The sequence below is a fragment of the Mycolicibacter algericus DSM 45454 genome (assembly GCF_002086455.1).
Classification (GTDB): Bacteria; Actinomycetota; Actinomycetes; order Mycobacteriales; family Mycobacteriaceae; genus Mycobacterium; species Mycobacterium algericum.
This window is the reverse complement of record NZ_MVHC01000003.1, coordinates 47,477-72,365: the sequence shown is the minus strand read 5'-3', so window position 1 is coordinate 72,365 and position 24,889 is coordinate 47,477. Positions and strand designations below refer to the sequence as shown.

The 24,889-nt window shown below is 69.0% G+C and carries 22 protein-coding genes and 2 riboswitches; of the genes, 10 read left to right on the top strand and 12 right to left on the bottom strand.

Going from position 1 to position 24,889, the window contains the following annotated elements; all coding sequences use genetic code 11:
- Positions 1 to 55 precede the first annotated feature (55 nt).
- Positions 56 to 1,537 carry a M28 family metallopeptidase gene (locus BST10_RS03875; RefSeq protein WP_083036720.1) on the top strand — a complete coding sequence of 494 codons (1,482 nt, stop codon included), beginning with the start codon at positions 56 to 58 and terminating at the stop codon, positions 1,535 to 1,537.
- Between the two features lie 206 nt (positions 1,538 to 1,743).
- The gene (locus tag BST10_RS03870; protein ID WP_163762403.1) at positions 1,744 to 3,024 is read left to right on the top strand and encodes a TetR/AcrR family transcriptional regulator; all 1,281 of its coding nucleotides are present in this window, start codon (positions 1,744 to 1,746) and stop codon (positions 3,022 to 3,024) included.
- Between the two features lie 28 nt (positions 3,025 to 3,052).
- Here BST10_RS03870 and BST10_RS03865 read toward each other — a convergent pair whose 3' ends face one another.
- From BST10_RS03865 to thiC, 4 genes are all read right to left on the bottom strand, one after another.
- Complete coding sequence (locus BST10_RS03865) at positions 3,053 to 4,537, bottom strand: flavin-containing monooxygenase (RefSeq protein WP_083036438.1); 1,485 nt, start codon at positions 4,535 to 4,537, stop codon at positions 3,053 to 3,055.
- Between the two features lie 52 nt (positions 4,538 to 4,589).
- Complete coding sequence (locus BST10_RS03860) at positions 4,590 to 5,207, bottom strand: alpha/beta hydrolase family protein (RefSeq protein ID WP_083036437.1); 618 nt, start codon at positions 5,205 to 5,207, stop codon at positions 4,590 to 4,592.
- On the bottom strand, positions 5,204 to 6,034 hold the full coding sequence (gene thiD, locus BST10_RS03855; protein WP_083036715.1) for a bifunctional hydroxymethylpyrimidine kinase/phosphomethylpyrimidine kinase: 831 nt from the start codon (positions 6,032 to 6,034) through the stop codon (positions 5,204 to 5,206). The genes BST10_RS03860 and thiD overlap by 4 nt, the downstream gene beginning before the upstream one ends.
- A gap of 56 nt (positions 6,035 to 6,090) precedes the next feature.
- Entirely contained in the window at positions 6,091 to 7,734 is a 1,644-nt protein-coding gene (thiC, locus tag BST10_RS03850) for a phosphomethylpyrimidine synthase ThiC (RefSeq protein WP_083036436.1), read from the bottom strand.
- Positions 7,728 to 7,834: riboswitch (TPP riboswitch) on the bottom strand. (Overlaps the previous gene by 7 nt.)
- 150 nt (positions 7,835 to 7,984) lie before the next feature.
- Here thiC and BST10_RS03845 point away from each other — a divergent pair.
- Both BST10_RS03845 and BST10_RS03840 read left to right on the top strand, forming a co-directional pair.
- Complete coding sequence (locus BST10_RS03845; RefSeq protein ID WP_083036714.1) at positions 7,985 to 9,793, top strand: MFS transporter; 1,809 nt, start codon at positions 7,985 to 7,987, stop codon at positions 9,791 to 9,793.
- Between the two features lie 70 nt (positions 9,794 to 9,863).
- Positions 9,864 to 10,047: riboswitch (M-box (ykoK) riboswitch) on the top strand.
- 231 nt (positions 10,048 to 10,278) lie between these two features.
- The gene (locus BST10_RS03840; RefSeq protein WP_083036435.1) at positions 10,279 to 10,482 is read left to right on the top strand and encodes an Rv1535 family protein; all 204 of its coding nucleotides are present in this window, start codon (positions 10,279 to 10,281) and stop codon (positions 10,480 to 10,482) included.
- Positions 10,483 to 10,512: 30 nt separating this feature from the next.
- On the opposite strand, the gene BST10_RS03835 is transcribed toward BST10_RS03840, so the two are convergent.
- The 6 genes from BST10_RS03835 to BST10_RS03810 form a co-directional block, all read right to left on the bottom strand.
- Positions 10,513 to 10,788 (bottom strand): hypothetical protein, encoded by a 276-nt coding sequence (locus BST10_RS03835; protein WP_083036434.1) that lies wholly within the window; start codon positions 10,786 to 10,788, stop codon positions 10,513 to 10,515.
- The gene (locus BST10_RS03830; RefSeq protein WP_205277447.1) at positions 10,785 to 15,326 is read right to left on the bottom strand and encodes a cation-translocating P-type ATPase; all 4,542 of its coding nucleotides are present in this window, start codon (positions 15,324 to 15,326) and stop codon (positions 10,785 to 10,787) included. Before BST10_RS03830 ends, BST10_RS03835 begins: the two co-directional genes overlap by 4 nt.
- A 10-nt stretch (positions 15,327 to 15,336) precedes the next feature.
- Positions 15,337 to 15,837 (bottom strand): hypothetical protein, encoded by a 501-nt coding sequence (locus BST10_RS03825; protein WP_083036433.1) that lies wholly within the window; start codon positions 15,835 to 15,837, stop codon positions 15,337 to 15,339.
- A 90-nt stretch (positions 15,838 to 15,927) separates the two neighbouring features.
- Positions 15,928 to 16,749: an exodeoxyribonuclease III gene (locus tag BST10_RS03820; RefSeq protein WP_083036712.1), complete on the bottom strand. Its 822-nt coding sequence runs from the start codon at positions 16,747 to 16,749 to the stop codon at positions 15,928 to 15,930.
- Positions 16,750 to 16,822: 73 nt separating this feature from the next.
- Positions 16,823 to 17,737, bottom strand: coding sequence for an N-acetylglutamate synthase, CG3035 family (locus BST10_RS03815; RefSeq protein WP_083036432.1), 915 nt, complete (start codon positions 17,735 to 17,737; stop codon positions 16,823 to 16,825).
- 10 nt (positions 17,738 to 17,747) lie between these two features.
- A complete protein-coding gene (locus tag BST10_RS03810) occupies positions 17,748 to 18,341 on the bottom strand; it encodes a peptide deformylase (RefSeq protein WP_083036431.1) in 594 nt (197 codons plus the stop codon).
- Positions 18,342 to 18,514: 173 nt separating this feature from the next.
- Here BST10_RS03810 and BST10_RS03805 point away from each other — a divergent pair, with 173 nt between their 5' ends.
- From BST10_RS03805 to BST10_RS03785, 5 genes are all read left to right on the top strand, one after another.
- Positions 18,515 to 18,823 carry a nucleoid-associated protein NapA gene (locus BST10_RS03805; RefSeq protein WP_013827346.1) on the top strand — a complete coding sequence of 103 codons (309 nt, stop codon included), beginning with the start codon at positions 18,515 to 18,517 and terminating at the stop codon, positions 18,821 to 18,823.
- A gap of 67 nt (positions 18,824 to 18,890) precedes the next feature.
- Complete coding sequence (locus tag BST10_RS03800; RefSeq protein ID WP_041316859.1) at positions 18,891 to 19,361, top strand: LytR C-terminal domain-containing protein; 471 nt, start codon at positions 18,891 to 18,893, stop codon at positions 19,359 to 19,361.
- A gap of 9 nt (positions 19,362 to 19,370) precedes the next feature.
- Positions 19,371 to 20,078: a superoxide dismutase[Cu-Zn] gene (gene sodC / locus BST10_RS03795; protein WP_041316863.1), complete on the top strand. Its 708-nt coding sequence runs from the start codon at positions 19,371 to 19,373 to the stop codon at positions 20,076 to 20,078.
- Between the two features lies 1 nt (position 20,079).
- Entirely contained in the window at positions 20,080 to 21,219 is a 1,140-nt protein-coding gene (locus BST10_RS03790) for a glutamate--cysteine ligase (RefSeq protein WP_085975749.1), read from the top strand.
- Entirely contained in the window at positions 21,219 to 21,857 is a 639-nt protein-coding gene (locus BST10_RS03785) for an LON peptidase substrate-binding domain-containing protein (protein ID WP_083036430.1), read from the top strand. Before BST10_RS03790 ends, BST10_RS03785 begins: the two co-directional genes overlap by 1 nt.
- 89 nt (positions 21,858 to 21,946) lie before the next feature.
- Here BST10_RS03785 and BST10_RS03780 read toward each other — a convergent pair whose 3' ends face one another.
- Complete coding sequence (locus tag BST10_RS03780) at positions 21,947 to 22,786, bottom strand: mycofactocin-coupled SDR family oxidoreductase (RefSeq protein WP_083036429.1); 840 nt, start codon at positions 22,784 to 22,786, stop codon at positions 21,947 to 21,949.
- 97 nt (positions 22,787 to 22,883) lie between these two features.
- Positions 22,884 to 23,468, bottom strand: coding sequence for a TetR/AcrR family transcriptional regulator (locus BST10_RS03775; protein ID WP_083036428.1), 585 nt, complete (start codon positions 23,466 to 23,468; stop codon positions 22,884 to 22,886).
- Between the two features lie 130 nt (positions 23,469 to 23,598).
- On the opposite strand from BST10_RS03775, the gene BST10_RS03770 reads away from it, so the two are divergent.
- Entirely contained in the window at positions 23,599 to 24,882 is a 1,284-nt protein-coding gene (locus tag BST10_RS03770) for a cytochrome P450 (RefSeq protein WP_083036427.1), read from the top strand.
- Positions 24,883 to 24,889 lie beyond the last annotated feature (7 nt).

Below are 24,889 nucleotides of genomic sequence, written 5' to 3'. Positions count from 1 at the left end.
CTCGCTCGCGATGCCCCTCCACTAACGTGGACGCGTGGATTACAAGTCGAAGTTGATGCCCGTCCTCGGCGTTGCGCTGGCCGCTGCGCTGTTCACCGGCGGGTGCAGCAGCAGCGCACCGCGCACCGCCGAGCAGGTACCGGATGCCGCCGCGGCCGCGGAGTTCGCCAAAACCCTGAGTGACAAGGTCACCATCGACGCGATGATGGGGCACCTGCAGAAGCTGCAGGACATCGCCAACGCGAACAAAGACACCCGCGCCGTCGGCACCCCGGGTTACGACGCCAGTGTCGACTACGTCGCCAACACATTGCGCGAGCGCGGTTACGACGTCCAGACTCCGGAGTTCATCGCCCGGGTGTTCAAAGCCGAGACGGGCTCGGTGCGACTCGGCGACAAGACCGTCGAGGCCCGGGCGCTGCAGTACAGCCTCGGAACCCCGCCCGAGGGTGTCACTGGGCCGCTGGTCGCCGCGCCGGCCGACGACAGCCCCGGCTGCAGCGCCGAGGATTACGACGGGCTGACCGTCTCCGGCGCCGTGGTGCTGGTGGACCGCGGAACCTGCCCGTTCAAGGAGAAGATGGCCATCGCCGTCGAGCAGGGCGCGGTGGCGATGGTGGTCGCCGACAGCGTCGACGAGGAGAAGATGGGCGGGACACTGGGGGAGAAGACCGAGGTCAAGATCCCCGTCGTGAGCGTGACGAAGGCCGAGGGTGCGATGCTGCGCGGCGGCCACGGCACCATGACCGTCAAACTCGACGCGCACACCGACGACATCCCCGCCCGCAACGTGATCGCCCAGACCAAGACCGGATCGACCGAGAACGTGGTCATGCTCGGCGCCCACCTGGACAGCGTTCCCGAGGGGCCCGGCATCAACGACAACGGCTCGGGGGTGGCAGCGGTACTGGAAACCGCGCTGCAATTGGGGGATTCACCGCAGGTGAACAACGCGGTGCGGTTCGGGTTCTGGGGCGCCGAAGAGCTGGGCCTGATCGGCTCGCGGAAGTACATCGAGTCACTCGACGTCGAGCAGCTCAAGAACATCGCGCTGTACCTGAACTTCGACATGCTCGCTTCGCCGAACCCGGGCTACTTCACCTACGACGGCGACCAGTCGCTGGACCCGACCAAGCGCGGCCAACCGGTGGTGCCGGAAGGCTCGGCCGGCATCGAGCGGACCCTGGTGGACTACCTCAAGTCCGCCGGCAAGGAACCGCGCGACACCTCCTTCGACGGTCGCTCCGACTACGACGGATTCACCCAGGCCGGCATCCCGTCCGGCGGGCTGTTCTCCGGGGCCGAGGTGAAGAAGTCGGAAGACGAGGCCAAGCTGTGGGGCGGTGCCGCCGATGAACCGTTCGACCCGAACTATCACCAAAAGGGCGACACCATCGACAACATCGACCGCGACGAGCTGGCCGTCAACGGCCGGGGCGTACCCTACGCGGTCGGAATCTACGCCCAGGATCTCAGCGGCCGCAACGGAGTTCCGATCCGGGACGACCGCACCCGTCACGTCGTCACCACGCCGTGATCCGTCCGGCGGGCGCCCTGCTGATGGGTGCCCGCCGCGCCGTGACGCCGGCGCGGACTGCCCGCGGTCGATAGCGGACCCCGACCGGGCTCGGCTCCGGCCGCCGGGACCGGGAGGACGCGCGCGCAGCACCTCGTGCGGCGCCGTTCACCTAGGTGTGTTAATAATGCTCTGAAAGTGACGGAGCTGGCCGGAGTTGTTAAGAGGTGGTTATCACGCTCGGTGCTACGAATGGCCCGGCCGGACGCACGGGTGGCCACATCAGACGGCGCCCGAAAGACCGCAAAGCCCAGATCACGCGTGCGGCTGCGGAGGCGTTCAGTGCACAGGGCTACCACGCGACCAGCATGGAGGCGATTGCCACCAAGGTTGGAATCTCGGCGCCGGCGCTTTACCGGCACTACCCGAGCAAGTACCAGATGTTCGCCGTCGTCGTCGGCGCGCTCGGTCAACAGCTGGAGGACCGTACCGCGTTCATCGACGAGATTCCCGACGCGGAATTGGAACAGGATCCCGGGGCGGTCCTGGACCAGATCATCAACACGCTCATCTCGTCAGCGCTCGACAACCGCGAGGCCGCCGGGCTCTACCGGTGGCAGGGCCGCTACCTGCAGCCTGCCGACAAGGCCACGCTGACGGCGCACATCCATCAGGTCAACCGGCGGGTGCAACGCCCGCTCAACGTGCTGCGTCCGGGATTGACCTCCATCGAGCGGTGGACCCTGTCCGCGGGCCTGCTCAGTATCGCGGGCAGCGTCGTCGGGCACCGGTTGCCGATCTCGGACGACGAGATCAGGCCGCTGATGCTGGACACCGCGCGGGCGCTGGCCGGCGCCGAACTGCCCCAACAGGGTGACGTCGGGGTCAATCGCCCATCGGTGTGGCGTATTTTCACGCCGGACGCCGGGCCGTACGAGGCGTTGCTGCATTCGGCGATCCTGCTGTTCGGTACCAAGGGCTACGCCGAGACCAGCGTCACCGAGATCGCCGACGCCGTGGGCGTCCCCGCCTCCGGCGTCTATCGGTACTTCTCCAGCAAGAGCGACATCTTGACCACGGGCCTACAGCGTGCCGTCGACCGGATCGGCGGGGAGATGTCGGCGATCGCGGGCGTCTTCAATGACCCGCGCGAGGTACTGGCCCGCCTGGTCGAGGCGTTCGTGGCCACCATCTTCGCCAATCCCGAACTGGCGGCGGTCTACGACACCGAGCGGGTCAATCTGGGGCCCGCGGAGCGGGACCTGTTGCGCGATTCGGAGCGCGCCTTCATCGACACCTGGGTGGGGCCACTGACGGCGGTACGGCCGGAGCTGGACGTCCTGCACGCGAGGTTCCTGGTGCACGCCTTGGCGGCGCTGGTGGACGACCTGGGCCGGCTGGACCGGGAAGGACGGTCGTACGGTGACGCAACAGCCACCGCGGCACCGGGTTACGCGCAGGCCGCGCTGCGCAAACTCATGGAGGCCGTCGCGATCGGCGACAACTGACGGGTCTGAAGCCGGATCAGCTTCCGGCTCAGGCGATCTGGTAGTCCTCCAGCGGGAACCGGGAGCCATCCCGCACCGCGTTGCGCACCGTGGTGGGCCGCAGCAAGGTTGCTTCGCCGCTCGGGTTGAAGTAGTAGGACCGTGACCCTGTGCAGCTGCCGGCGTAGAACACCGAGCGGTCCAGCCGCTTGGTCATGTCGTCGAGGAAGCGGGTATTGGCGGCCTCGGTGACTTCGAAGGTCGTCGCGCCGCGGCGCTGCAGCTCGCCGAACAACCGGCCCATGTGGCGCATCTGGTACTCCATCGTGTTGAAGAACGACAGGCCGCAGAACGCGTACGGGCTGGCCAGGCTCAGGAAGTTCGGAAAGGCCGGAATGGACACGCCCTGGTAGGCCTGGAACCGGTTCTCTCGCCACCACTTTCCCAGGTTGCGGCCGTCGCGTCCGACGATCTCGATCGCCGGGAAGTTGGCCTCCCACAGGTCGAAGCCGGTGGCCAGCACCAGGGTGTCGATCACGCTCTTGCGGCCGTCGACGGTGACGATCCCGTCCGGTTCGACGCGTTCGATCCCGGCCGTCTCCAGGTGCACGTGCGGCTTGTTGAAGCTGCGGTAGTAGTCGTTGGACCAGCTGGGCCGTTTACAACCGATGTCGTAGCTCGGGGTGAGCTTGGCCCGCAGTTCCTTGTCGCGGATCGAGATGAACCGGTGGATCTTGCACAGGTCCATCGCGCCGATCGAAAGCCGGCGGAAGTACGGAAAGTTGAGCACCCCGACGAACGTCATGAACTCCAGCAGGCTGTCGGTCACCCACCGCAGCGCCCGCTGGGCGAGCGGAACCCGCGCGAACAGTCGCTGCACGACGGGGGAGAACCCGAAGTCCAGTTTGGGTGCCACCCAGATCGGGGTGCGCTGGTAGACCGTGAGGTCGCCGACCGTCTTGGCCAGCTCCGGGATCAGCTGCACCGCGGTGGCGCCGGTGCCGATCAAGCCGACCGCCCGACCGTTGAAGTCGTGGTGAGCGTCCCACGCGGTGGTGTGCACCACCTTGCCGGCGAAGTCGGCGATGCCCGGGATGTCCGGGGTGTGGGGTTGCGACAGGAAACCGGTCGCGGTGATCAGGTACCGGGCGCTCAGCGTGGCGCCGTCGGCCAGGCTCACCTGCCAGCGCTGGGCTTCCTCGTCCCAGCGGGCGCCCTCGACGGTTGTGTTGAACCGCATGTGGCGGCGCACGTCGTACTTGTCGGCGACGTGCTCGGCGTAGCGCTTGAGCTCCGAACCGGTGGCGAACAGCCGCGTCCAGTGCGGGTTGGGCTCGAACCAGTACGAGTAGGTGGTCGAGGGGATGTCGACGGCCAGGCCGGGGTAGCGGTTGACGTGCCACGTTCCGCCCAGATCGTCCTCGCGCTCGAGCAGGACCATGTTGTCGTAGCCGAGCTTCTTCAGCTCGATCGCCGCACCCATCCCGCCGAAACCCGCGCCCACGATGACGACGTCGAACAGCTCGCTACTCATGAAAATCACGGTACCTGACTCACCGGTAACCAGCGAAGCTCACCGGCGGGTCTCAGCTCAGCAGTCGCAGGGCGGCGTCGACGGCCAGCGCCGGCACGTCCAGGGCCTTGGTGGCCAGATCATGGCGGGCACCGCTGATCTCGACGACGTCGTGCCGGGCCGGGATCAACGCGGCTGCGGCGTGAACCTCGGGCAGCGTCCCGAACGGATCCGAGCTGCCGTGGGTGAACACGGTGGGCACGCCGATGCCGGGCAGGTGTTCGGTACGGCGGCGCTCCGGCTTACCGGGCGGATGCAGCGGGTAGGAGAACAACGCCAGCAGGTCTACCGGCACGCCGCCGCCGGCCACCACCATCGAGGTCTGCCGGCCGCCGTAGGAATGACCGCCGGCGATCAGCGGACCGTCTGCCAAGCCGCGCGCGTACCCGATCGCCGCGGCGATGCCGTCCCGGTCGCCGGCCCCCGAACCCGACGGCGGGCCCTTCGGGCGGCGCCGGCGAAATGGCAGGTCGTAACGGATCGCCAGAAAGCCGCGTCGTGCCCATTCCTCGCAAATCCGCTGCAACATCGGCGAATCCCGGTTTCCGCCGGCGCCGTGGGTCAGTAATACGACGCCGGCCGGGCCGCTCGCTGGGGTGTGGGCTACCCCGGCGATCTCGTCGAGGCTCATCGGGTCAACCGGAACAGCGGCGACACCGGGCCGTGCCCGTGGCCCAGCGGGTAGGCGGCGCGCAGGCACTCGGTGACCCAGCCCTTGGCGAACGCCACCGCGTCGGGGACGGTGAACCCGTGCGCCAGCGCGCACGCGGTGGCCGCGGCCAGCGTGTCACCGGCGCCGTGGTCGTCGGAGGTGGCCACGCGGGGCCCGGGGAACTCCCGGAAGACGGTGCCGTCGAAAAGCAGATCGGGGCTGTGCCGCGCCGACGGCAGGTGTCCGCCTTTGACCAGTACCCACTGCGGACCGAGGGCGTGCAGCGCCCGGGCGGCCGTCCGCTGGGTCTCGACGTCGACCACCTCGACGCCGACCAGCAGTCGCACCTCGTGCAGGTTGGGCGTCACCAGCGTCGCCAGCGGAAACAGATTGTCGCGCATAGCATCCAGTGCTGACGACGCCAGCAGCGCATCACCGTGCATGGACGCCGACACCGGATCGACCACCAGCGGCACCCTCAGCCCTAGTTCCCGCCAGGTCGCCGACACTGCTGTGATGATCTGCGCCGACGCCAGCATCCCGGTCTTGGCGGCCTGGATTCCGATGTCGGGCACCACCGTTTCGATCTGGGCGGCGACGGTGTCGGCGGGGACCTCGTGAAAGCTCTTGACGCCGACGGTGTTCTGCACCGTCACCGCCGTCACCGCGACGCAGGCGTGGACACCGAGCATCGCGCAGGTGCGCATGTCGGCCTGAATGCCGGCGCCGCCGCCGGAATCCGACCCGGCGATGGTCAAGACGCGCGCCGGGGTCGATCCGGGCGGCGCCGGCGGCAGGAACTCCACTGTGCTGGATGAGTGGCGACCCGCTTCCCCCGGCTCCGCCGCGCTTGCGATCACCACTAGGTGGAGATCGGAAGGTACACCCGGTTGCCGTGCTCGGCGAACTCGGCTGACTTCTCCTCCATGCCCTTGGCGATCGCGGCGTCGATGTCCTCCTGGGTTTGTAACCCGTGCTCGTCTGCGTAGTCGCGAACGTCCTGGCTGATCCGCATCGAGCAGAACTTCGGACCGCACATCGAGCAGAAGTGCGCGGACTTGGCCGGCTCGGCGGGCAGCGTCTCGTCGTGGTACTCGCGCGCGGTGTCCGGGTCCAGTGACAACGCAAACTGGTCATACCAGCGGAACTCGAAGCGCGCCTTGGACAATGCGTTGTCGCGGTCCTGCGCATGCGGGTGGCCTTTGGCCAGGTCGGCGGCGTGCGCGGCGATCTTGTAGGCGATCACCCCGTCCTTGACGTCCTTGCGGTCCGGCAGCCCGAGGTGCTCCTTGGGCGTCACGTAGCACAGCATCGCGGTACCGGCCTGGGCGATGATCGCCGCGCCGATCGCCGAGGTGATGTGGTCGTAGGCCGGTGCGATGTCGGTGGCCAGCGGTCCGAGCGTGTAGAACGGCGCCTCGTCGCACCACTCCTCCTCCAGCCGCACGTTCTCCACGATCTTGTGCATCGGGACGTGCCCCGGGCCTTCGATCATCACTTGGGCGCCACGGGATTTGGCGATCTTGGTCAGCTCGCCCAGGGTGCGCAGCTCGGCGAACTGCGCCTCGTCGTTGGCATCGGCGATGGAACCGGGCCGCAGCCCGTCGCCGAGGGAGAAGGTCACGTCGTAGCTGGCCAGGATGTCGGCCAGCTCTTCGAAGTTGGTGTAGAGGAACGACTCCCGGTGGCGCGACAGGCACCACGACGCCATGATCGAGCCACCGCGTGACACGATGCCGGTGACCCGCTTGGCGGTCAGCGGCACGTAGCGCAACAGCACCCCGGCGTGCACGGTCATGTAGTCGACGCCCTGCTCGCACTGTTCGATCACGGTGTCGCGGTACAACTCCCAGCTCAGCTTGGTCGGGTCGCCGTTGACCTTCTCCAGCGCCTGGTAGATCGGCACCGTGCCGACCGGCACCGGGGAGTTGCGCAGGATCCACTCCCGGGTCTCGTGGATGTCCTTGCCGGTGGACAGGTCCATGATGTTGTCGGCACCCCAGCGGGTGGCCCACACCATCTTGTCGACCTCTTCGCCGATCGAGCTGGTCACCGCGGAGTTGCCGATGTTGGCGTTGATCTTCACTTTGAACGCCTTGCCGATGATCATCGGCTCCAGCTCGGGATGGTTGTGGTTGGCGGGGATCACCGCGCGGCCGCGGGCCACCTCGTCGCGAACCAGCTCGGCGGGGAAACCTTCGCGGGCGGCGATGAAGGCCATTTCGGCGGTGATCTCACCGGCCTGCGCGCGCTGCAACTGGGTGCCGCGGTCTCGCACCACGCCCGGCCGGGCCGGCAGGCCGCGGTGTAGGTCGATCACCGCGTCGGTGTCGGTGTACGGGCCGGAGGTGTCATAGAGGTCGAAGTGCTCGCCGTTGGTCAGGTTGACCCGCCGGAACGGCACTTTCATCACCGCGCCCCCGGGGGCTTCGATCTCGCGGTAAATCTTCTCGCTGTAGGGGATCGGCCCGGTGGTCACCTGCGGCTCGATGACGACATCAGTCATTTTCTTCCTCTCCCTCGCCGGAATTACCCGGTCAGGTTCGTACGGTCGACGGCCCCGGCCGTCCTCTCAGCGCACAGGTTGCGCTCCCGCGGTGTGGATTTTCCGTACTGCGATCACTGCACTGCCACGCTAGCGCAGTGTGACGCCCGACGTAAGGCGCCGACCAGGGCGCCGACGCCGCCGATTAGGCACCCGATCCTTTGCATAGCTAATATATGCGCTTTGGGTCGGAGAACCGCGGGAGATGACGATGACGGCGCGCGTCGAGGGGGTGAGCGTCGACTCCGGTGCTGTCGCGGCCGGCGGTCGCCGGTTGCGCTACGGCCGCGATCACCCGCGCTACAAGTGGATAGCACTGTCCAACACCACGCTGGGTGTGCTGCTGGCCACCGTCAACGGCTCGATCGTGCTGATCTCATTGCCGGCGATCTTCCGCGGCATCGGGCTGAACCCGCTGGATCCGGCGAACGTGAGCTACCTGCTGTGGATGCTGATGGGCTACCTGTTGGTGTCGGCTGTGCTGGTGGTGTTCTTCGGCCGGCTCGGCGACATGTTCGGCCGGGTGCGCATCTACAACGCCGGCTTCGTGGTGTTCACGGTGGCGGCGATCGCGCTGTCGATCGATCCGTTCGACCTCGGCGCCGGCGCCCGGTGGCTGATCGGCTGGCGGGTGGTGCAGGGCGTCGGCGGGGCGATGCTGTTCGCGTCCTCGGCGGCGATCATCACCGACGCCTTCCCGGCCAATCAGCGTGGCATGGCGCTGGGGGTCAACCAGGTGGCGGCGGTCGCCGGCTCCTTCGTCGGCCTGCTGATCGGCGGGCTGTTGTCGGAGTGGGATTGGCGGGCGGTGTTCTGGGTCGGGGTGCCGATCGGGGTGCTGGGCACCGTCTGGTCGATGCGTTCGCTGCACGAACTCGGCGAGCGTGCACCGGCCAAGCTGGACTGGGCGGGAACGGTGACGCTGGGTCTGGGGCTGACCGTGGTGCTGACCGCGATCACCTACAGCATTCAGCCGCATGGTGATTCGCCGACTAGTTGGACAAGTCCGGTGGTGCTGGGTTCGCTGGCGCTGGGGGTGGCGCTGCTGGCGCTGTTCTGCGTCATCGAACTGCAGGTCGCCGCGCCGCTGCTCGATGTGCGGCTGTTCAAGATCCCGGCGTTCGGCATGGCCAACGCGGCCGGGCTACTGGCGGCGATCGGGCGCGGCGGCATGCAGTTCATGCTGATCATCTGGCTGCAGGGGATCTGGTTGCCGCTGCACGGCTACAGCTTCGAATCCACCCCGCTGTGGTCGGGCATCTACCTGCTGCCGATGACGGTGGGCTTCCTGTTGGCCGGTCCGGTGGCCGGGTCGCTGTCCGACCGGCACGGCGCCCGCCCGTTCGCCGTCGGTGGGATGGCGCTGATGGCGGTGACGTTCGTGGCGCTGGTGCTGCTTCCGGTCGACTTCGACTATCGGATCTTCGCGGCGCTGGTCTTCCTCAACGGACTCGGCGGCGGGATTTTCACCGCGCCCAACACGGCTGTGGTCATGTCCAGCGTCCCGGCCGCGCAGCGCGGTGCCGCCTCGGGTGTGCGGGCCACGTTCTTCAACGCCGGCACGTCATTGTCGATCGGTATCTTCTTCTCCCTCATGGTGATCGGCCTGGCGAACACGTTGCCGGAGGCGATGGGTGCGGGGTTGCAGCAGCGGGGAGTGCCCGCCGAGGTCGCCGAACAGGTGGCCAACACCCCGCCGGTGGGCAGCCTGTTCGCGGCGTTTCTGGGTTACAACCCGATCGGCGAATTGCTGGGGCCCTCCGGTGCGCTGGACCATCCCGGTGTCGACGCCCAGATGTTGACCGGGCACAGCTTCTTCCCGCAACTGATCTCCGGGCCGTTCCATACCGGGTTGGCGGTGGTGTTCGCCGCCGCGGCGGTGATGATGGTGCTCGGTGCGCTGACGTCGTGGGCGGCGCCGGGGCGTTACGCCGGCGAGCCGGTGAAGTGGTCCGACGGCACCCCGGGCGCCCGAGGAACCCGTGCGACGGTGCACTTCGACGATGCCGCCGGGTCGTGACCGAACCGTGTGGAAACCGGTGGGTGAGTTGAATTGACCCGGGCGCATTCCTGATGCACTATGGACCATGCAAGCACCTCGTTAGGTGAGGCGTCTGCACGGACACAGGCCACTGACCCCGAACGTCGAAAGACGCCCCGGGTCAGGACAGCTCCTCCCGGCTTAAGGGTTGAGCCCAAGTGGCTTCCGGCTCGCAAATCTGAGCGGGCGGGACACGCCGTGCAGTGTCGAAGCTCTGACGAGAGGGGTGCGGTCTTCCGACAGTCGTCGGAGCTGCCTCCAAAGCCTGCGGTGAAACCGGCACGCCGACGCGTGCCCGCGACCGAGAGGAGGTGAGGGACGCATGAGTTCCGGTGATAGTCCGAGCCGATATCTGACTTCTGTTCCGTCCCCATCCGAACGGTCGCATACCGCCTCCAGTTGAGCCCCGATTCCGGCCTCCAGCTGAGCGCGTAGCGGCGTTACGCGACTAGGAGGCCATCATCATGGTTGCAATCGCCTACACCGACATCCAGGCGCCGGCCCCGCGTGCCGTCAGCACGGCGAAGAAGGTGGACACCCGCCGGGGTGCACCGGCCGCGCCCGCCTCAGACCCGGTGGTCGACATGGCCACCCGGCTGCTCAGTGGCCCCCTGCACCAGATGTATGCACTCTTGTGGCGCGTCGGGGTGCTGACCGTCGACCACTGAGTCGACCGAGGCCGCGGACAGACGTCTTCGCTAGGCGTCTTCCATGGCCTCGCCGAGTTGCTCGAGTACCTCGCTGCGGTGGTTGTTGGCCAGAATGTGGCCGGCGGCCACCGCAGCGGCTACCGGCCAGTCGATGATCTCGAACGCGGCCAGCAGCGCCAGCCCGCCGTAGTAGGCCAGCTGCTCGGGTCGCGGCACCGTCACCTTGCCGAACAGCGGCAATTCGACCGCGAAGCCCTCGGCATCCCGGATGTGGGCCACCGCTTCCCGCTGGGATGCGCTGCGCCGCGTCTTGTCCGCCATCATGAGCCTCCTGGTGGCGACGGGTCGCCGGATGATCGGGCCGCGGCCGTTCCGCGACGAGAGCCGGTGTCCCCATTGTGCACAAGCCGCAGCCGTGGCGCGGAGTGGCCGTCGGAGGTCGGGGTGCCGTCCGGCTGGCGCGGCACGGGCACCATGAACTGGGTGGGCTTGTCCGCGGACTCCTGCAAGCCGGACAGCAGCCTCGGCACCACGGCCGCGCCGGCGGTGGCCACCGTCGCCGCCCCCAGCGCCTGAGCCCAGCCCAGCGGACCCAGCGGAGTGCAGCCCAGCAGCTGGCTGACGCCCGGGATGGAGATCAACGTCCCCATCGCGGCGAGCGAGCCGACCGCGGTCGCCACCACCAGCGGGTCATGCGAGTCCAGCAGCGTCTGGCCCAGCTGGGCGGCGACCAGCGACACCAGCGCGACCGTGGAGGCCCGCTGTTGGCGGCCGGTCATCGAGGCCAGCGCCCAGGCGCCCACCGCGGCCGACGCGGTCGTCACCCCGCGCACCGCCACCGCGCGCCACAGCGCGTCGGGATCCGGGCCACGCGCCGTGGCGGCCGCCGAGTCGTTCAGTTCACTGACCGCCAGCGCGGTCGCCGGCAGTGCGTCGGTGAGCATGTTCACCAGCAGCAGCTGGCGGGCGTTGAGCGGTGAGCGCCCGGTGAGCGCGCTGCCGATGATCGCGAACGCCACCTCGCCGGCGTTGCCGCCCAGCAGCACCCCGACCGCTGCCTGCACCCGCTGCCACAGTTCCCGGCCCTCGTCCAACGCGTCGAGCAGGGTGTGGATCCGGCCATCGAGCAATACCACGTCGGCGGCGGTGCTGGCGGCCTCGCTGCCGTGGGCGACGACCGCGATCCCGACGGTGGCGGCGCGGATGGCCGCGGCATCGTTGGCGCCGTCACCGACCATCGCCGACACCTTGCCGGTGCGCTCCAAGGTCTGCACGATCTGCACCTTGTTCTCCGGTGACATCCGGGCGAACACCACCCGCTCGGCTACCGCGACTTCCTGGCCCTTGCGGGACAACGCATCCCACTCCGCGCCGCTGATCACCTGATCGGCGCTGATCGGTAGGCCGAGCTCCCGGGCGATCGCGGTGGCGGTGACCGGGTGGTCGCCGGTGATGAGCCGCACCGGGATCTGCCAGCGGTCCAGGTCGGCCAGCAGGGCGGCGGCCTCCGGCCGGGGTGTGTCGGCGATACCGATCAACCCGACGAACGTCAGCCCGTCGCCGCAGAACTGGCCGATGTCCTCCGGATCCGGATCCTCACCCAGGGCGGTGACCTGCGCTGCGGAGAGTTCCCGCCGGGCGACGGCGATCACCCGCAGCCCCTCGCCGGCCATACCCAGCACCGTCTTGCGGATCGCCGGGTCCCCGCCGCAGGCGGGCCCGACAACCTCCGGCGCACCCTTGACGGCCAACTCGGCGCCGACGATCGTCGCCGAGTAGCTGCGGCCGGACCGGAACGGCAGATGGGCGACCTCGCCGCGATCGGGATCCACCACGCCGGCAGCCGTCGCGGCCTCGATGATCGCGGCATCGGTGGCGTGCACCTGCCGGCCGTTGGTGGCCGGGGCGGCCTGCGCCGCGAACGCCAGCACCTCATCGGTGCTGTACCCCGACGCAGGTGTCAGCTGTGTCACCCGCAGCCGGTTCTGGCTCAGCGTCCCGGTCTTGTCGAAGCACACCACGTCGACGCGGCCGAGCGCCTCCACCGAGCGCGGCACCCGAACCAGCACACCGGATTTGGTCAGCCGCCTGGCGGACGCCTGCTGCGCCAGGGTGGCCACCAGCGGCAGGCCCTCCGGGATCGCCGCGACGGCGATGGCGATGCCGGAGGCCACCGACTGTCGCAACCCGATCCGCCGCAGCACGCCCAAACCGGTCACCAGGGTGCCCCCGGCCAGGCTGATCCGCCAGGCCTTGCTGGTCAGCAGGCTCAGCTGGTGCTGCAATCCGACCGCCGACTGCTCGCCGGCGACCAGGTCGGCGGCGCGGCGACTGTAGGTGTCGGCACCCACGGCGGTCACCAGCGCCAGGGCGGTACCGGTGATGACCGTGGTGCCCGCATAGATCATGCATTCGCGCTCGGCCAGGTCCGCTCCCGGCGTGGCCTCGACCTGCTTGACCACCGACAGCGACTCGCCGGTCAGCGACGACTCGTCGACCTCGAGATCGTCGGCGTCGATCAAGCGCCCGTCGGCGGGCACCACCTCGTGCGCCCGCACCTCGATCACGTCACCGAGACGCAACTCCTCGGCGGGGACCTCGCAGTAGCCGCCATCGGGCAGTAGCCGGCGCGCCGGCGGAACCTGTTCGTTCAACAGCACATTGAGCCGCCGCTCGGCCACCAGGCGCTGCGCGGCCGCCAGCATCGCGTTGCCGCCCAGCACCGAGCCGACCAGTACCGCGTCGACCGGTGAACCGAGCACCGCGCTGGCGGCGGCTCCCAGCGCCAGCACCGGCGTGATCGGGTCGGACAGCTCGCTGCGGACTGCCTGCGCGAACTGCCAGATCATCCGCGGCGGTGCGCTGCGCTGGGCGCCGCGACGGGCCAGGTCGACCGCCGCCAGCGCGGCCGCCGCAGCAGGGGCGTGTTGGTCCCCGGCCGGGATCTCCGGCTCGGGCGGCGGCAGCATCGCGCGCACCTGGTCCACCGACATGGCATGCCACTCGTGCACCGCCGCCGGCCGTGGCATCGGGGCGTCCACGGCGCGCCTGGCCAGCCAGTAGCCGGACAGTGCGCCGGCCGCCGCGCCGGTGGTCACCGGGCCCGGTCCCTGGCCGCGCACTCCCGGCAGCATCAACAGCGCGCCCAATGTCGACGCACCGGTGGCGATCTCGACGCCACGGCGGCTGGCGGATCGGGCCGCCGGCAAAGCGTGCAATACCCGCCACGCCGCGCCCAGGTCGCTCAGCAACACATCGGCGCACCACGGCGGGGCGCCCGCCTGCCCCGGCAGCACGCCCAGCGCCACGTCGGCCGCGGCCAGGGCCCCGACGGCCGCCGTCGACAGCACCGCGACGTCATGACCGTCGGCCTGGTAAGCGGTCACCGCGGCGGTCAGCGCCTCGTCCACCGCCGCACCGTCGAGCGGGCGGATGTCGTCGAAGACCGGCCGCAACTCGCCGAGCGCCTCGGCTTCGACGGTGACCACCTCGACGTCGGCGTGTCGGGCCTCGGTCACCACTGCGGCGGCCAGTGGCAGCAGTGCGGGCTGGAACGAGGCCTGCACCCCGGGGCGCTGACCGATCCGGTGCCAGCCCGGTTCGAGTCCGGCGTCATCCAGCCGGGCCTGGGCCTGTGCCCACACCGCCCGCAGTTCGTCGTCGTCGGCGCCGCGCACCTGCATCACCCGCAGGGTTTTGCCGCACAGCACCCGCGGGTCGATGACCACGGTGTCTACCCGGTCGAGCTCACGCAGACTGCTCGGGCGCAGCACCACCGCGCCGTGCTGGTTGGCCAGTCCGCGTCCGAAGGTGGCGGCGAACGACTCGCGTGCGGCGCGGGTGCCCTTGGGTGCGGCCACCGCCGCGGCGGTGCCGGCGAGGTCGGGGCTGCCGGTCGCGGCGCCGATCACCCCTGCTCCGATCGCCTGCATCAAGGCGCTGCGGCTCAGGTGGCGTTCGACCGGACCCGGCGGCCGGGGAACCGGCCGTGGTGGGATGAGCACCGGCGGATGGTCGGCGTAGTCGGCGAGCTCCGGTTCCCGCCGGCGCCAGGCGCGCTCGGCGGCACGTTCTTCGCCGGCGCGCATCGCCTCCACCGACAGGTCCACCGCCAGCGCGGTGGGCGCCTGGTTGAGCGTGTGCACGCCCGCGCCGGCCAGCGACAACAGGGCGTCGGTCGCCTGCTTGCCGATGCTGTCCTCGAGCAGTCGCCGCAGCCGCGGCTGGTAGTCGACGACGACGACGCCGGCCTCCAAGCCCAGCGGCAGCACCGGCAACCGCAACAGCCGACCGACCGTCGCCATGCCCAGGCCGGCGACGTTGGCGCCGAGGGTGAGGGCGCGCAGCGCCTGCGTCATGCCATCGCCGGGCAGGGTGGCCGGTGGGCGTCCGCGCCGGGTCGGCCGGCGGTTCAGCGAGGCTCGACGAAGGAGAGGTGAAGCTGGGACCGCCGCATGAACCCGACGGTGCTGGGCCTCGGTGTCGCTGACCACCCGGCACAGCTCACGCAACGAGACCCCGCCGCCGCCGGCGTCAGGGTCCAGCCCGACCACCAGCCGGGACAGTGGGTGATTCAAGCGGACCGAGGTGACCCCGGGCAATGCCCGGGCCGCGCTGAGCACGGCAGTCGCCAGTTCGTCCCCGGCCGGCCCATTGAGCCCGCGCACCTCGACCCAGGCCCGGCCCTCGCCGCGGAAGCACCGCCGGGACAACGCCCAGCCGTTATCGCCACTCGGCAGGGCAGCGCCCGCGATGCCGGTCGCGGTCTGAACAGACGCGTCGACCAATGCGGAGGTCAGCTGGACACCGAAGTTTGCCGCGCGCAGCGGAAGAGAGTGCCTGACGGCACGACCTAAATCCACGCGGGCCCGTTCAGTGGCGCGCGCGAGCGCTGCTGCTGCCGCTACGGGCCGGTCGCGCTGCCGCCTTCTTCGGCTGCGAGCTGCGCCGCGTGGTCGACGAGCCCGACGGCTTCGTCGACTTCGCCGATTTCACCGACTTCAACGGCCGGGCCGTCGCGGTCGAAGCGGCCGGCGCCTTCGCCGACGACTTCGCCGAAGGCTGCGCCGGCGGCGCGCCGTTATCGGAGCGGTTCAGCTGCTTGAGCACCAGGGCGGTGCCGCCCACCGCCACCAGCAGTGGCCACTCGACCAATCCGGTGACGCCGAGGGCGCCCAGGGTCAGTGCGGCCGCGGGGGTCGAGTGGCTGCCGGTGCTCAGGCCGCGCTGCGCGCCGCTCGCCGCCCCCTTCAAGCCACCGATTACCCCGTTGAGTGCGGCCCCGCCGACTGCGCCGGCCGCCTCGGTTGTCATGGTCGCCGCGCGAGTCGCCGCTCCGGCCACCTTCCGTACCGTCCCTGCGACGGCGTTCATGGGTATTCCCTGCCCTTCAAACGAGGCAAATTGGTTAACCCGATCCATCCTATGCGAATTTCGGGTGAACCCGCGGAATCCACAACGAATTCATATAACCCGAGGTTTCGGAGCCGGCTGGATATCCACCAGCACCGGCGCGTGATCGCTGGGCGACTTGCCCTTGCGTTCCTCCCGGACGATCTCGGCGTGCGCGACGCGGGTGGCCAGCGCGGGCGAGCCCAGGATGAAGTCGATTCGCATGCCCTGCTTCTTGGGGAACCGTAGTTGGGTGTAGTCCCAATAGGTGTAGACACCGGGGCCCGGCGTGAACGGTCGCACCACGTCGAGGTACTGCGCCTCGGTCAGCGCGTGAAACGCCCGGCGCTCGGGCTCCGAGACGTGGGTCGCGCCGTCGAAGAACTCCATGCTCCACACGTCGTCGTCCTGCGGGGCGATATTCCAGTCGCCCGTCAACGCGATCGGCGCCGAGGGATCGTCACGCAGCCAGCCTTCGGCGGTATCGCGCAACGCGGCAAGCCATTCCAGCTTGTAGGTGTAGTGCGGGTCGTTCAGGGCGCGGCCATTGGGCACATACAGACTCCACACCCGGACTCCGCCGCAGCTGGCGCCCAGCGCGCGAGCCTCGACCGTCGGGTCGGCGTCCGCCTTGGCCCAGGTGGGTTGCCCGGGAAACCCGATCTCGACGGCGTCCAGACCGACCCGGGAGGCGATCGCCACCCCGTTCCACTGGTTGTGGCCGACATGTGCCACCTCGTAGCCGAGTTCGTGAAACGGCAAGGTGGGGAACTGCGCGTCGGTGCACTTGGTCTCCTGCATCGTCAGCACGTCGACGTCGGCGCGGGCCAGCCAGTCGGTAACCCGGCCCACGCGTGTGCGGATGGAGTTGACGTTCCAGGTGGCCAGTCGCAGCGCAGTCACGCAGTCACCCTAGATCGACGGCGGCTACCCGCGGCGCCTGACTTCGTCGCGGTTGCGATCGCCGCTACCGCAGCATCCGGGCGTCGAGGTAGCGGGTGCGGTGCTGACCGGCGAACCCGATCGCCTCGCAGAACGCGAAGGCGCCGGCGTCATCGCTCGGTACCTGCGCGTAACCGCGGGCGACCCCCCGCTCGGCGCCCCAGGCATGCAGTGCGGTGCAGATCGCCCGCCCGTGGCCTTGCCGGCGCCTGCCCTCGGCCACGCGCAGGGCGGTCACCCCCAGCCAGCGGGTGCCGTCCGGGGCCTCGGTCGCCGCGCCGCGCCCGACCGCCACCCCGGGTATCGAGGCGAACACCAGCTCACCGTCGACCACCGCGGTCAGCGGCCCCACCGGGTCGTCGGCGGGCCAGTCAGGGCCGGGCCGGTCGGTCAGCGTCACCTGCTCGGGCATCGTCTCGAGAGTCGACGACCCGGCGGTCAACTCGCACACCAAGGTGCGGATCTCCAACCGTGCGGGGATGTCTTCCGGCAGTCGCAGCAGCCGCTCCGGGACCGCCAGGGTCGGGGCCAGATCCCGTCGGGCATACCAGTCGATGATCGCCGGGATGGTACTGGTGTGGGCGAACATGTCCAGGGGCACAGCCGAATTCGTCGCCAATGCGGTACCGGGCCCGGCCCGCAGCAACCAGCCGTCGAGCCACTGGTGTTCGCTGCCCGGCCAGGCCAGCGCGGCAGCGTGCTCCACGGCGCGGATCGCTGAGTTCTTCACCGGCCGATCGGTGAGCCGGCGCACGTACAGCACGTCGGCGTGCCGGCAATCGTGGACCACCCCGTCCGACGAGCGGACCCGCACCACCGTCCCGGCCGCCTCCAGGTGCCCCACCACGTCGCCCATCGGCGGCTCCGAACCGGGCGGCCGCAGATAGCGCAGGCTCACCCGGGTGCCGACCGGGGGCAGCTCGACAGGTGGCCGGTTCATCACCGGACCCTCAGTGACCGAACGGATCGGGCACGTCGCCTGGCATCCAGGACAGGCCGGGCACGCCCCAGCCGTTGGACTTCACCGTCCGCTTCGCCGCTCGGGCGTGACGGCCCACCAGCATGTCCAGATACAGCAGGCCGTCCAGATGCCCGGTCTCGTGCTGCAGCATCCTCGCGAACAAACCGGTGCCCTCCAGTGTGACCGGGTTGCCGTCGGCGTCCAGGCCGGTGACGCGGGCCCATTCCGCGCGGCCGGTCGGGAACGACTCACCGGGCACCGACAGGCAGCCCTCGTCGTCGTCATCGGGGTCGGGCATGGTCTCGGGCCGTTCGGAGGTCTCCAACACCGGGTTGACCACCACGCCGCGGCGCCGCGTGGTCGAGCGGCGGTCATCGGCGCAGTCATAGACGAAGACCCGCAGCCCCACACCGATCTGATTGGCGGCCAAGCCGACGCCGTTGGCGGCGTCCATCGTGGCGTACATCGTGGTGATCAACTCGGCCAGGTCGGCCGGCAGCGAGCCGTCATCGGCGACGGGGACCGGGCTGGTCGGGGTGTGCAGGACGGGATCGCCGACAATGCGGATGGGTACGACGGCCATGACCGAAAAGCTTAAGTGCCCGCCGCCGGCACAGTGCAGCGGCCACGGCGACTCGCGGGGCCGGCTCCCGGTTCAACACCGTGTGCCGTGATTGAATATTCGCTCAGGACAGGCCGCCGAAAACGCAACGAACGTTCGACCAAAGAACTTTCCGGAAGGGTCCAGGAAACGATATGGACGGCGCCATGGCGCAAGCGAATCGATCAGGGGACGATTCGGAACCCACTGACGGCTTGAGCCGTCGCGAACACGACATCCTGTCCTTCGAGCGGGACTGGTGGAAGTACGCCGGCGCCAAGGAAGAGGCCATCAAGGAGCGGTTCTCGCTGTCGGCAACCCGCTACTACCAGGTGCTCAACGCTCTCGTCGACCGGCCTGAGGCGCTGGCCGCCGACCCGATGCTGGTCAAACGGCTGCGCAGGCTGCGATCGAGTCGGCAGAAGGCGCGCGCCGCGCGGCGTCTCGGGTTCGATATCACTTGAGTCGCCCGGAACCCCTGATTGCTGGGGGTTTAGAGGTCGTGGCCTGCTCGTCGATACAGTGGGCGCAATGAGCGACCACGTTCCCGACTCCTCCAGACTCCCGCTGCGGGCCATGGTGATGGTCCTGCTGTTTTTGGGCACCATCTTCCTGCTGGTCGGATTTCAGGCGCTCGGATCGTCCGGCAACGACGACGACACCGGCCACTCGCCGGCGTCGAAACCCGTGACCACCACCTCCGCGGCGGCCACCACCGACCGCCCCGCCCACCGGTCCGAGGTGCGCGTCTACAACATCTCTGAGCAGGCGGGCCTGGCCGGGCACACCGCGGAAGTGCTGCGGGAAGCCGGCTGGAATGTGACCGACGTCGGCAACCTCGAGCTGCCCGAGGTCACCGAGACCACCGTCTACTTCGGTGACGGCCCGGGTGAGCACGACTCGGCCAACGCCGTGGCCGAGGTGCTGCACGCGGCCGCACAGCCACGCATCCCCGACGTGGCCGAGCAGCCACCGGGCGTGATCGTGGTGGTCGCGGGTTAAGCTCCTCGCATGGTCAAAGGTCACCGCAGAGTTGTTGCCGCCGCTGTCTTCGCCGCCCCGGTTGTGCTGTTGGCGGCGTGCAGCCCCAACGAGCCGCCCTCCGACGTGCCGGGCACCACGCCGGCCATCTGGACCGGGTCGCCGGCGCCGTCCGGCGCGGCGAGCGAGCCGGGCGAGTCGGGCGGTTCCGACAACCTGGTGGCGCGCCTGACGACCGTCGACGGCGGCCAGGTCGCCACCGCGACGTTCGAGTTCAGCAAGGCCGGCGGGAAAGAATTCGCCACGATCACCGTGGAGACCACCAGCACCGGCGTGCTGACGCCGGGCTTCCACGGCATGCACATCCACGGCGTGGGTAAGTGCGAAGCCGACTCGGTCGCGCCCGGCGGCGGCGCACCCGGCGCCTTCCTGTCGGCCGGTGGGCACTTCCAGGCGCCCGGCCACAACGAGCACCCGCAGAGCGGCGACCTGACCTCGCTGCAGGTCCGCTCCGACGGCAGCGCGCTGCTGGTGACCACCACCGATGCGTTCACCCGGCAGGAATTGCTGGACGGCGAGGGGACGTCGTTGATCATCCACGCCGACGACGACAATTTCGCCAACATCCCGGCGGACCGCTACACCCAGGTCAACGGCACGCCAGGCCCGGACCAGACCACGCTGACCACCGGAGACGCCGGCAAACGAGTTGCGTGTGGTGTCATCGGCGCCGGATAGCCTGCCGAACAACAGGGCTTCGTCCAAAGCCCGAATCGAGTTCGCCCACTGCGCCCGACCCACCCTCGGTGTGGAGTGGGAGTTCGCACTGGTCGACGCGGCGACCCGCGACCTGAGCAACGAAGCCAGCGCAGTGCTGGCAGAGCTCGGCGAAAACCCGCGCGTGCACAACGAATTGCTGCGCAACACCGTCGAACTCGTCACCGGCATCTGTGACAGCACCGGCGAGGCGATCGAGGATCTGCGCCAAACGCTGGCGGCCACCCGGCCCATCGTGCACAGCCGGGGCATGGAACTGTTCGGCGCCGGAACCCATCCGTTTGCGCAGTGGTCGGCGCAGAAACTGACCGACGCGCCGCGCTACGCCGAGCTGATCAAGCGCACCCAGTGGTGGGGCCGGCAGATGATGATCTGGGGAGTGCACGTCCACGTCGGAATCTCTTCGGCCTACAAGGTCATGCCGATCATCTCGTCGCTGCTGCTGTACTACCCGCACCTGCTGGCGTTGTCGGCGTCGTCGCCGTGGTGGGCCGGCGAGGACACCGGCTACGCCAGCAACCGGGCGATGATGTTTCAGCAGCTGCCCACCGCGGGATTGCCGTTCCAGTTCCAGACCTGGTCGGAGTTCGAGGGCTTCGTCTACGACCAGAAGAAGACCGGGATCATCGACCACATCAACGAGATTCGTTGGGACATCAGGCCATCCCCGCACCTGGGCACCATCGAGGTACGAGTCTGCGACGGGGTGTCCAACCTGCGCGAACTGGGCTCGCTGGTCGCGCTGACCCACTGCCTGATCGTCGACCTGGACCGGCGGCTGGACGCCGACCAATCGCTGCCCACCATGCCGCCGTGGCACGTGCAGGAGAACAAGTGGCGCGCGGCGCGTTACGGGCTGGACGCCGAGATCATCCTCGACGCCGACAGCAACGAGCGCCTGGTCACCGAGGACCTCGACGAGCTGCTCAACCGGCTGGAGCCGATCGCGGCGCGACTCCACTGTGCCGACGAACTGGCCGGCGTCGCCGACATCTATCGAACCGGTGCGTCCTACCAGCGGCAGCGCCGGGTCGCCGAGGAGCACGACGGCGATCTGCGCGCTGTCGTCGACGCGCTGGTCGCCGAACTGGACATCGAGTGATGGAACTGCCGATGTTCCCGCTGGAGTGGGTGCTGCTGCCCGGCGAGGAACTGTCGCTGCGGATCTTCGAGAGGCGCTACACCGTGCTGGTCGGGGACCTGATGCACAGCGGCGATCCGCGGTTCGGGGTGGTGCTCATCGCCCGCGGCCGCGAAGTGGGCGGTGGCGAGCAGCGCAACGACATCGGCGCGATGGCGGCCATCACCGACTGCACCGAGCTCGGCGGCGGCCGCTACGCGCTGCGGTGCCTGACCGGCGAGCGGATCCGGGTCAGCCAGTGGCTCCCCGACGACCCCTATCCGCGGGCCGACATCGAGGTATGGCGCGACGAGCCGGGGGAACCGGTGAGCGACAGGCAGTTCGGGGAGTTGGAAGAACGCATCGTCGCGCTGCACAAGCGGATGGCGGTGGCCCGCCGGCGGTGGGTGACGGCCGGGCGCGACGCCATGCTGGGCGGCCGCCGGCTGCGCTCGCTGGACCCGGTGCAGCGGCTGTACTCGCTGGCCTGCCGGGTCCCGATGGGCGAGGCCGACCGCTACGCGGTGCTGGCGGCGCCGTCGCTGTCCGACCGGCTAACGGCACTGTACGAGGCGATCGAGACCGTCTCGGCCCGAGTCGAATTCGATATTCCTCGTTGATCCTCCCCTTGGCGCGAGCGTGCGTGTTTGCACACGACACGCCGCTTCCTGACGTGCAACTGCGCACGCTCGCGACCAGAGGGCCGGCGCTATTTCAGGCAGCTGCCCGCATCGACGGTGAGCGGAAGCCCGGTGACGTAACGGGACTCGTCTGAGGCCAGAAACAACACGGCGTTGCTGATGTCGACCGGGTCCACCCAGCCGATCGGCAGCACGTGCATCAGCTGCGCCACCACGGCCATGTCGTCTGGGCCGGGGTTCTCCAGGTCGGGGCGGAACAGCTTCATCGTGCCCTCGTTCATGAACAGCGGGGTGTTCACGTTGGTGGGGTGAACCGAGTTGACCCGGATGAAGTGCTGGCCGAGTTCGACGGCGAACGTGCGCATCAAGCCGACCACACCGTGCTTGGCCGCGATGTAGTGACCGGTGTGGGGGTAGGCTTTGAGACCGCCCACCGAGCTGGTCAAGATGATCGACCCGCCGTTGCCGCCGGCGATCAGATGCGGCACACCGGCTTTGACGGTCTTCCAGACACCGGACAGGTTGACGTCGATCATGTCCTGCCAGTCGGCTTCGCTGGTCTTGTCCAAGGTGTCGCCGCCGTTGCCGATCCCGGCGTTGGCCGCGATGATGTCCAGCCGGCCCAACTGCTCGACACCGCTGTCGACCGCGGCCTTGAGCGCGTCGAAGTCCCGCACGTCGACCTGTGCCGTCACGATACGGCGGTCCAGTCCCTTGACCAGGTCGGCGGTCTCGGCGAGGTCGTCGGGGGTGGCTGCGGGGATCTCCTTGCTACTGCTGATCCGGGCGCACACATCTACGGCGATGATGTCGGCACCTTCCTGCGCCAGTCGCACCGCGTGGCTGCGGCCCTGTCCGCGGGCCGCGCCGGTGATGAGCGCGACCTTTCCTTCGACTCGTCCAGCCATGTCTGCACCTCCGTCTGTTGTTGGTCGATCGATCAGCAAGGCTGGCACCAAGCCGCGACGTTGTCAACAGTGGGTGCAGCGGGTGGGCGCCGGCGGCTCAGGCGGGATCGGTCAGCCGGCCGAGCTGTCGCTCGACGAGGGCGCGCAGCTCGTGGTGGCCGTAGGTGACGTCGACGGCCTCCTCGTTGCACAGGCTGCGTGCGGTCTGCGCGATCAGCATGGCTATCGCGACAGGTGGATACTCGTCGAGGTCGACACCCTTGGCGCGCAGTGCCACCGTGACCGCGGCGGTCTCGATGTCGCGGACCCGCTCGGCGTAGGCCTTGAGTTCGGTCCGGATCGCCTTGCGATGGTTGGCCAACGCCATGAACTCGGTATTCAGGCTGGTCACGCGGGCATCGCTATTGATGGCCCATAGCATCTGGAGCGGATCGTCGTCGGTGAGCGCGGCGCGCATCCGATCAAGTGCGACGTCGGCGCCGGTGCGCAGCACCTCGACGAAAAGGTCGTCCATGGTGGGGAAGTAGTAGTAGACCAGGGCCTGTTTCACCCCGGCCTCGGCGGCCACCCGCCGGGACGTCGCAGCGGCATAGCCCTCGTTTCGCATGATGCGGGCGGTCGCTTCGATCAGCCGTCGCCGGGTGGCGCCATCGGTCGATTTCGCCTTGCGCGGGGCCGCCATTCACCGCGTCCCGAGGTGGTGATCGCTTGACCGCCCGTCGTCGCACATGGTAGGCATGGGACATTCTAGCAATTTGATCGATCGATCAGCGCGACGAGGTCGTGATACGAGCGAAAGGGCGCATCGCGTGATGACGGATCTCGCGGCGGTGGACTACTTCTCCGACGAAGGCGTAACTCAGGATCCCTATCCCTATTACGAATACCTCCGCTCGAACGGGCCCGTCTTCGCCGAGCCGCATCACGGCGTCGTCGCCGTCACCGGCTACGAGGAGGTGCACGCCGCGTTCAAGGACCACGACTCCTTCTCGGCCGTCAACGCGATCGGTGGGCCCTTCCCGCCGCTGCCGTTCGAACCCGAGGGCGACGACATCACCGAGCAGATCGAGGCGCATCGGCATCTGTTTCCGATCTTCGAGCACGTGGTCGTCCAGGATCCGCCGGCGCACGAGCGGACCCGCGCGCTGCTGGGCCGGATCCTGACCCCGGTTCGGCTCAAAGAGAACGAGGACTTCATCTGGCGGCTGGCCGACCTGCAGCTCGATGAGTTCATCGCCACCGGCCGCTGCGAGTTCCTGATGGACTACGCCAAACCCTTTGCGACGCTGGCGATCGCCGACCTGCTCGGCGTCCCCGATAACGATCGCGCGGAGTTCCGCCGCGCTCTTGGAGCCGGTGAGCGCCCGGGTGCCCGAGTTGGCGCCCTCGATGGCGAGCCGGTGGGCCTGAACCCGTTGGACTACCTCGACGACAAGTTCAACGGCTACATCTCCGACCGGCGGCGCAATCCCCGGGCCGATGTGCTGACGATGCTCGCCGAGGCCACCTATCCCGACGGGGCGATACCGGAGGTGATGGAGGTGGTGCGTCCGGCGACCTTCCTGTTCGGCGCCGGGCAGGAGACCGTCACCAAACTGCTCGGGACGATGGTGCAGGTGCTCGGCGAGCAGCCCGAGCTGCAGCAGCGGCTGCGCGAGAACCGCGATCTGATCCCGCGGTTCATCGAGGAATCCCTGCGCATCCAGAGCCCGACCAAGATCGACTTCCGGCTGGCGCGTAAGACCACCACGCTGGCCGGCGTGCCGATCAAGGCCGGCACCGTGCTGATGTTGTGTCTGGGGGCGGCCAACCGGGACCCGCGGAAGTTCGAGAACCCGGATGAATTCAACTTGGACCGCAAGAACGTTCGCGAGCACATCGCCTTCGGCCGCGGCATTCACACCTGCCCCGGCGCACCGCTGGTCCGGGTCGAGGGGCGGATCACCGCCAACCGGATGCTGGACCGGATGCGCGACATCAGGATCAGCGAGGAGCACCACGGCCCGGCCGGCGACCGGCACTACCGCTACGAGCCCACGTTCCTGCTGCGCGGGCTGACCGCGCTGCACATCGAGTTCGACCCGGTCGAACAGTAGGCCGTCC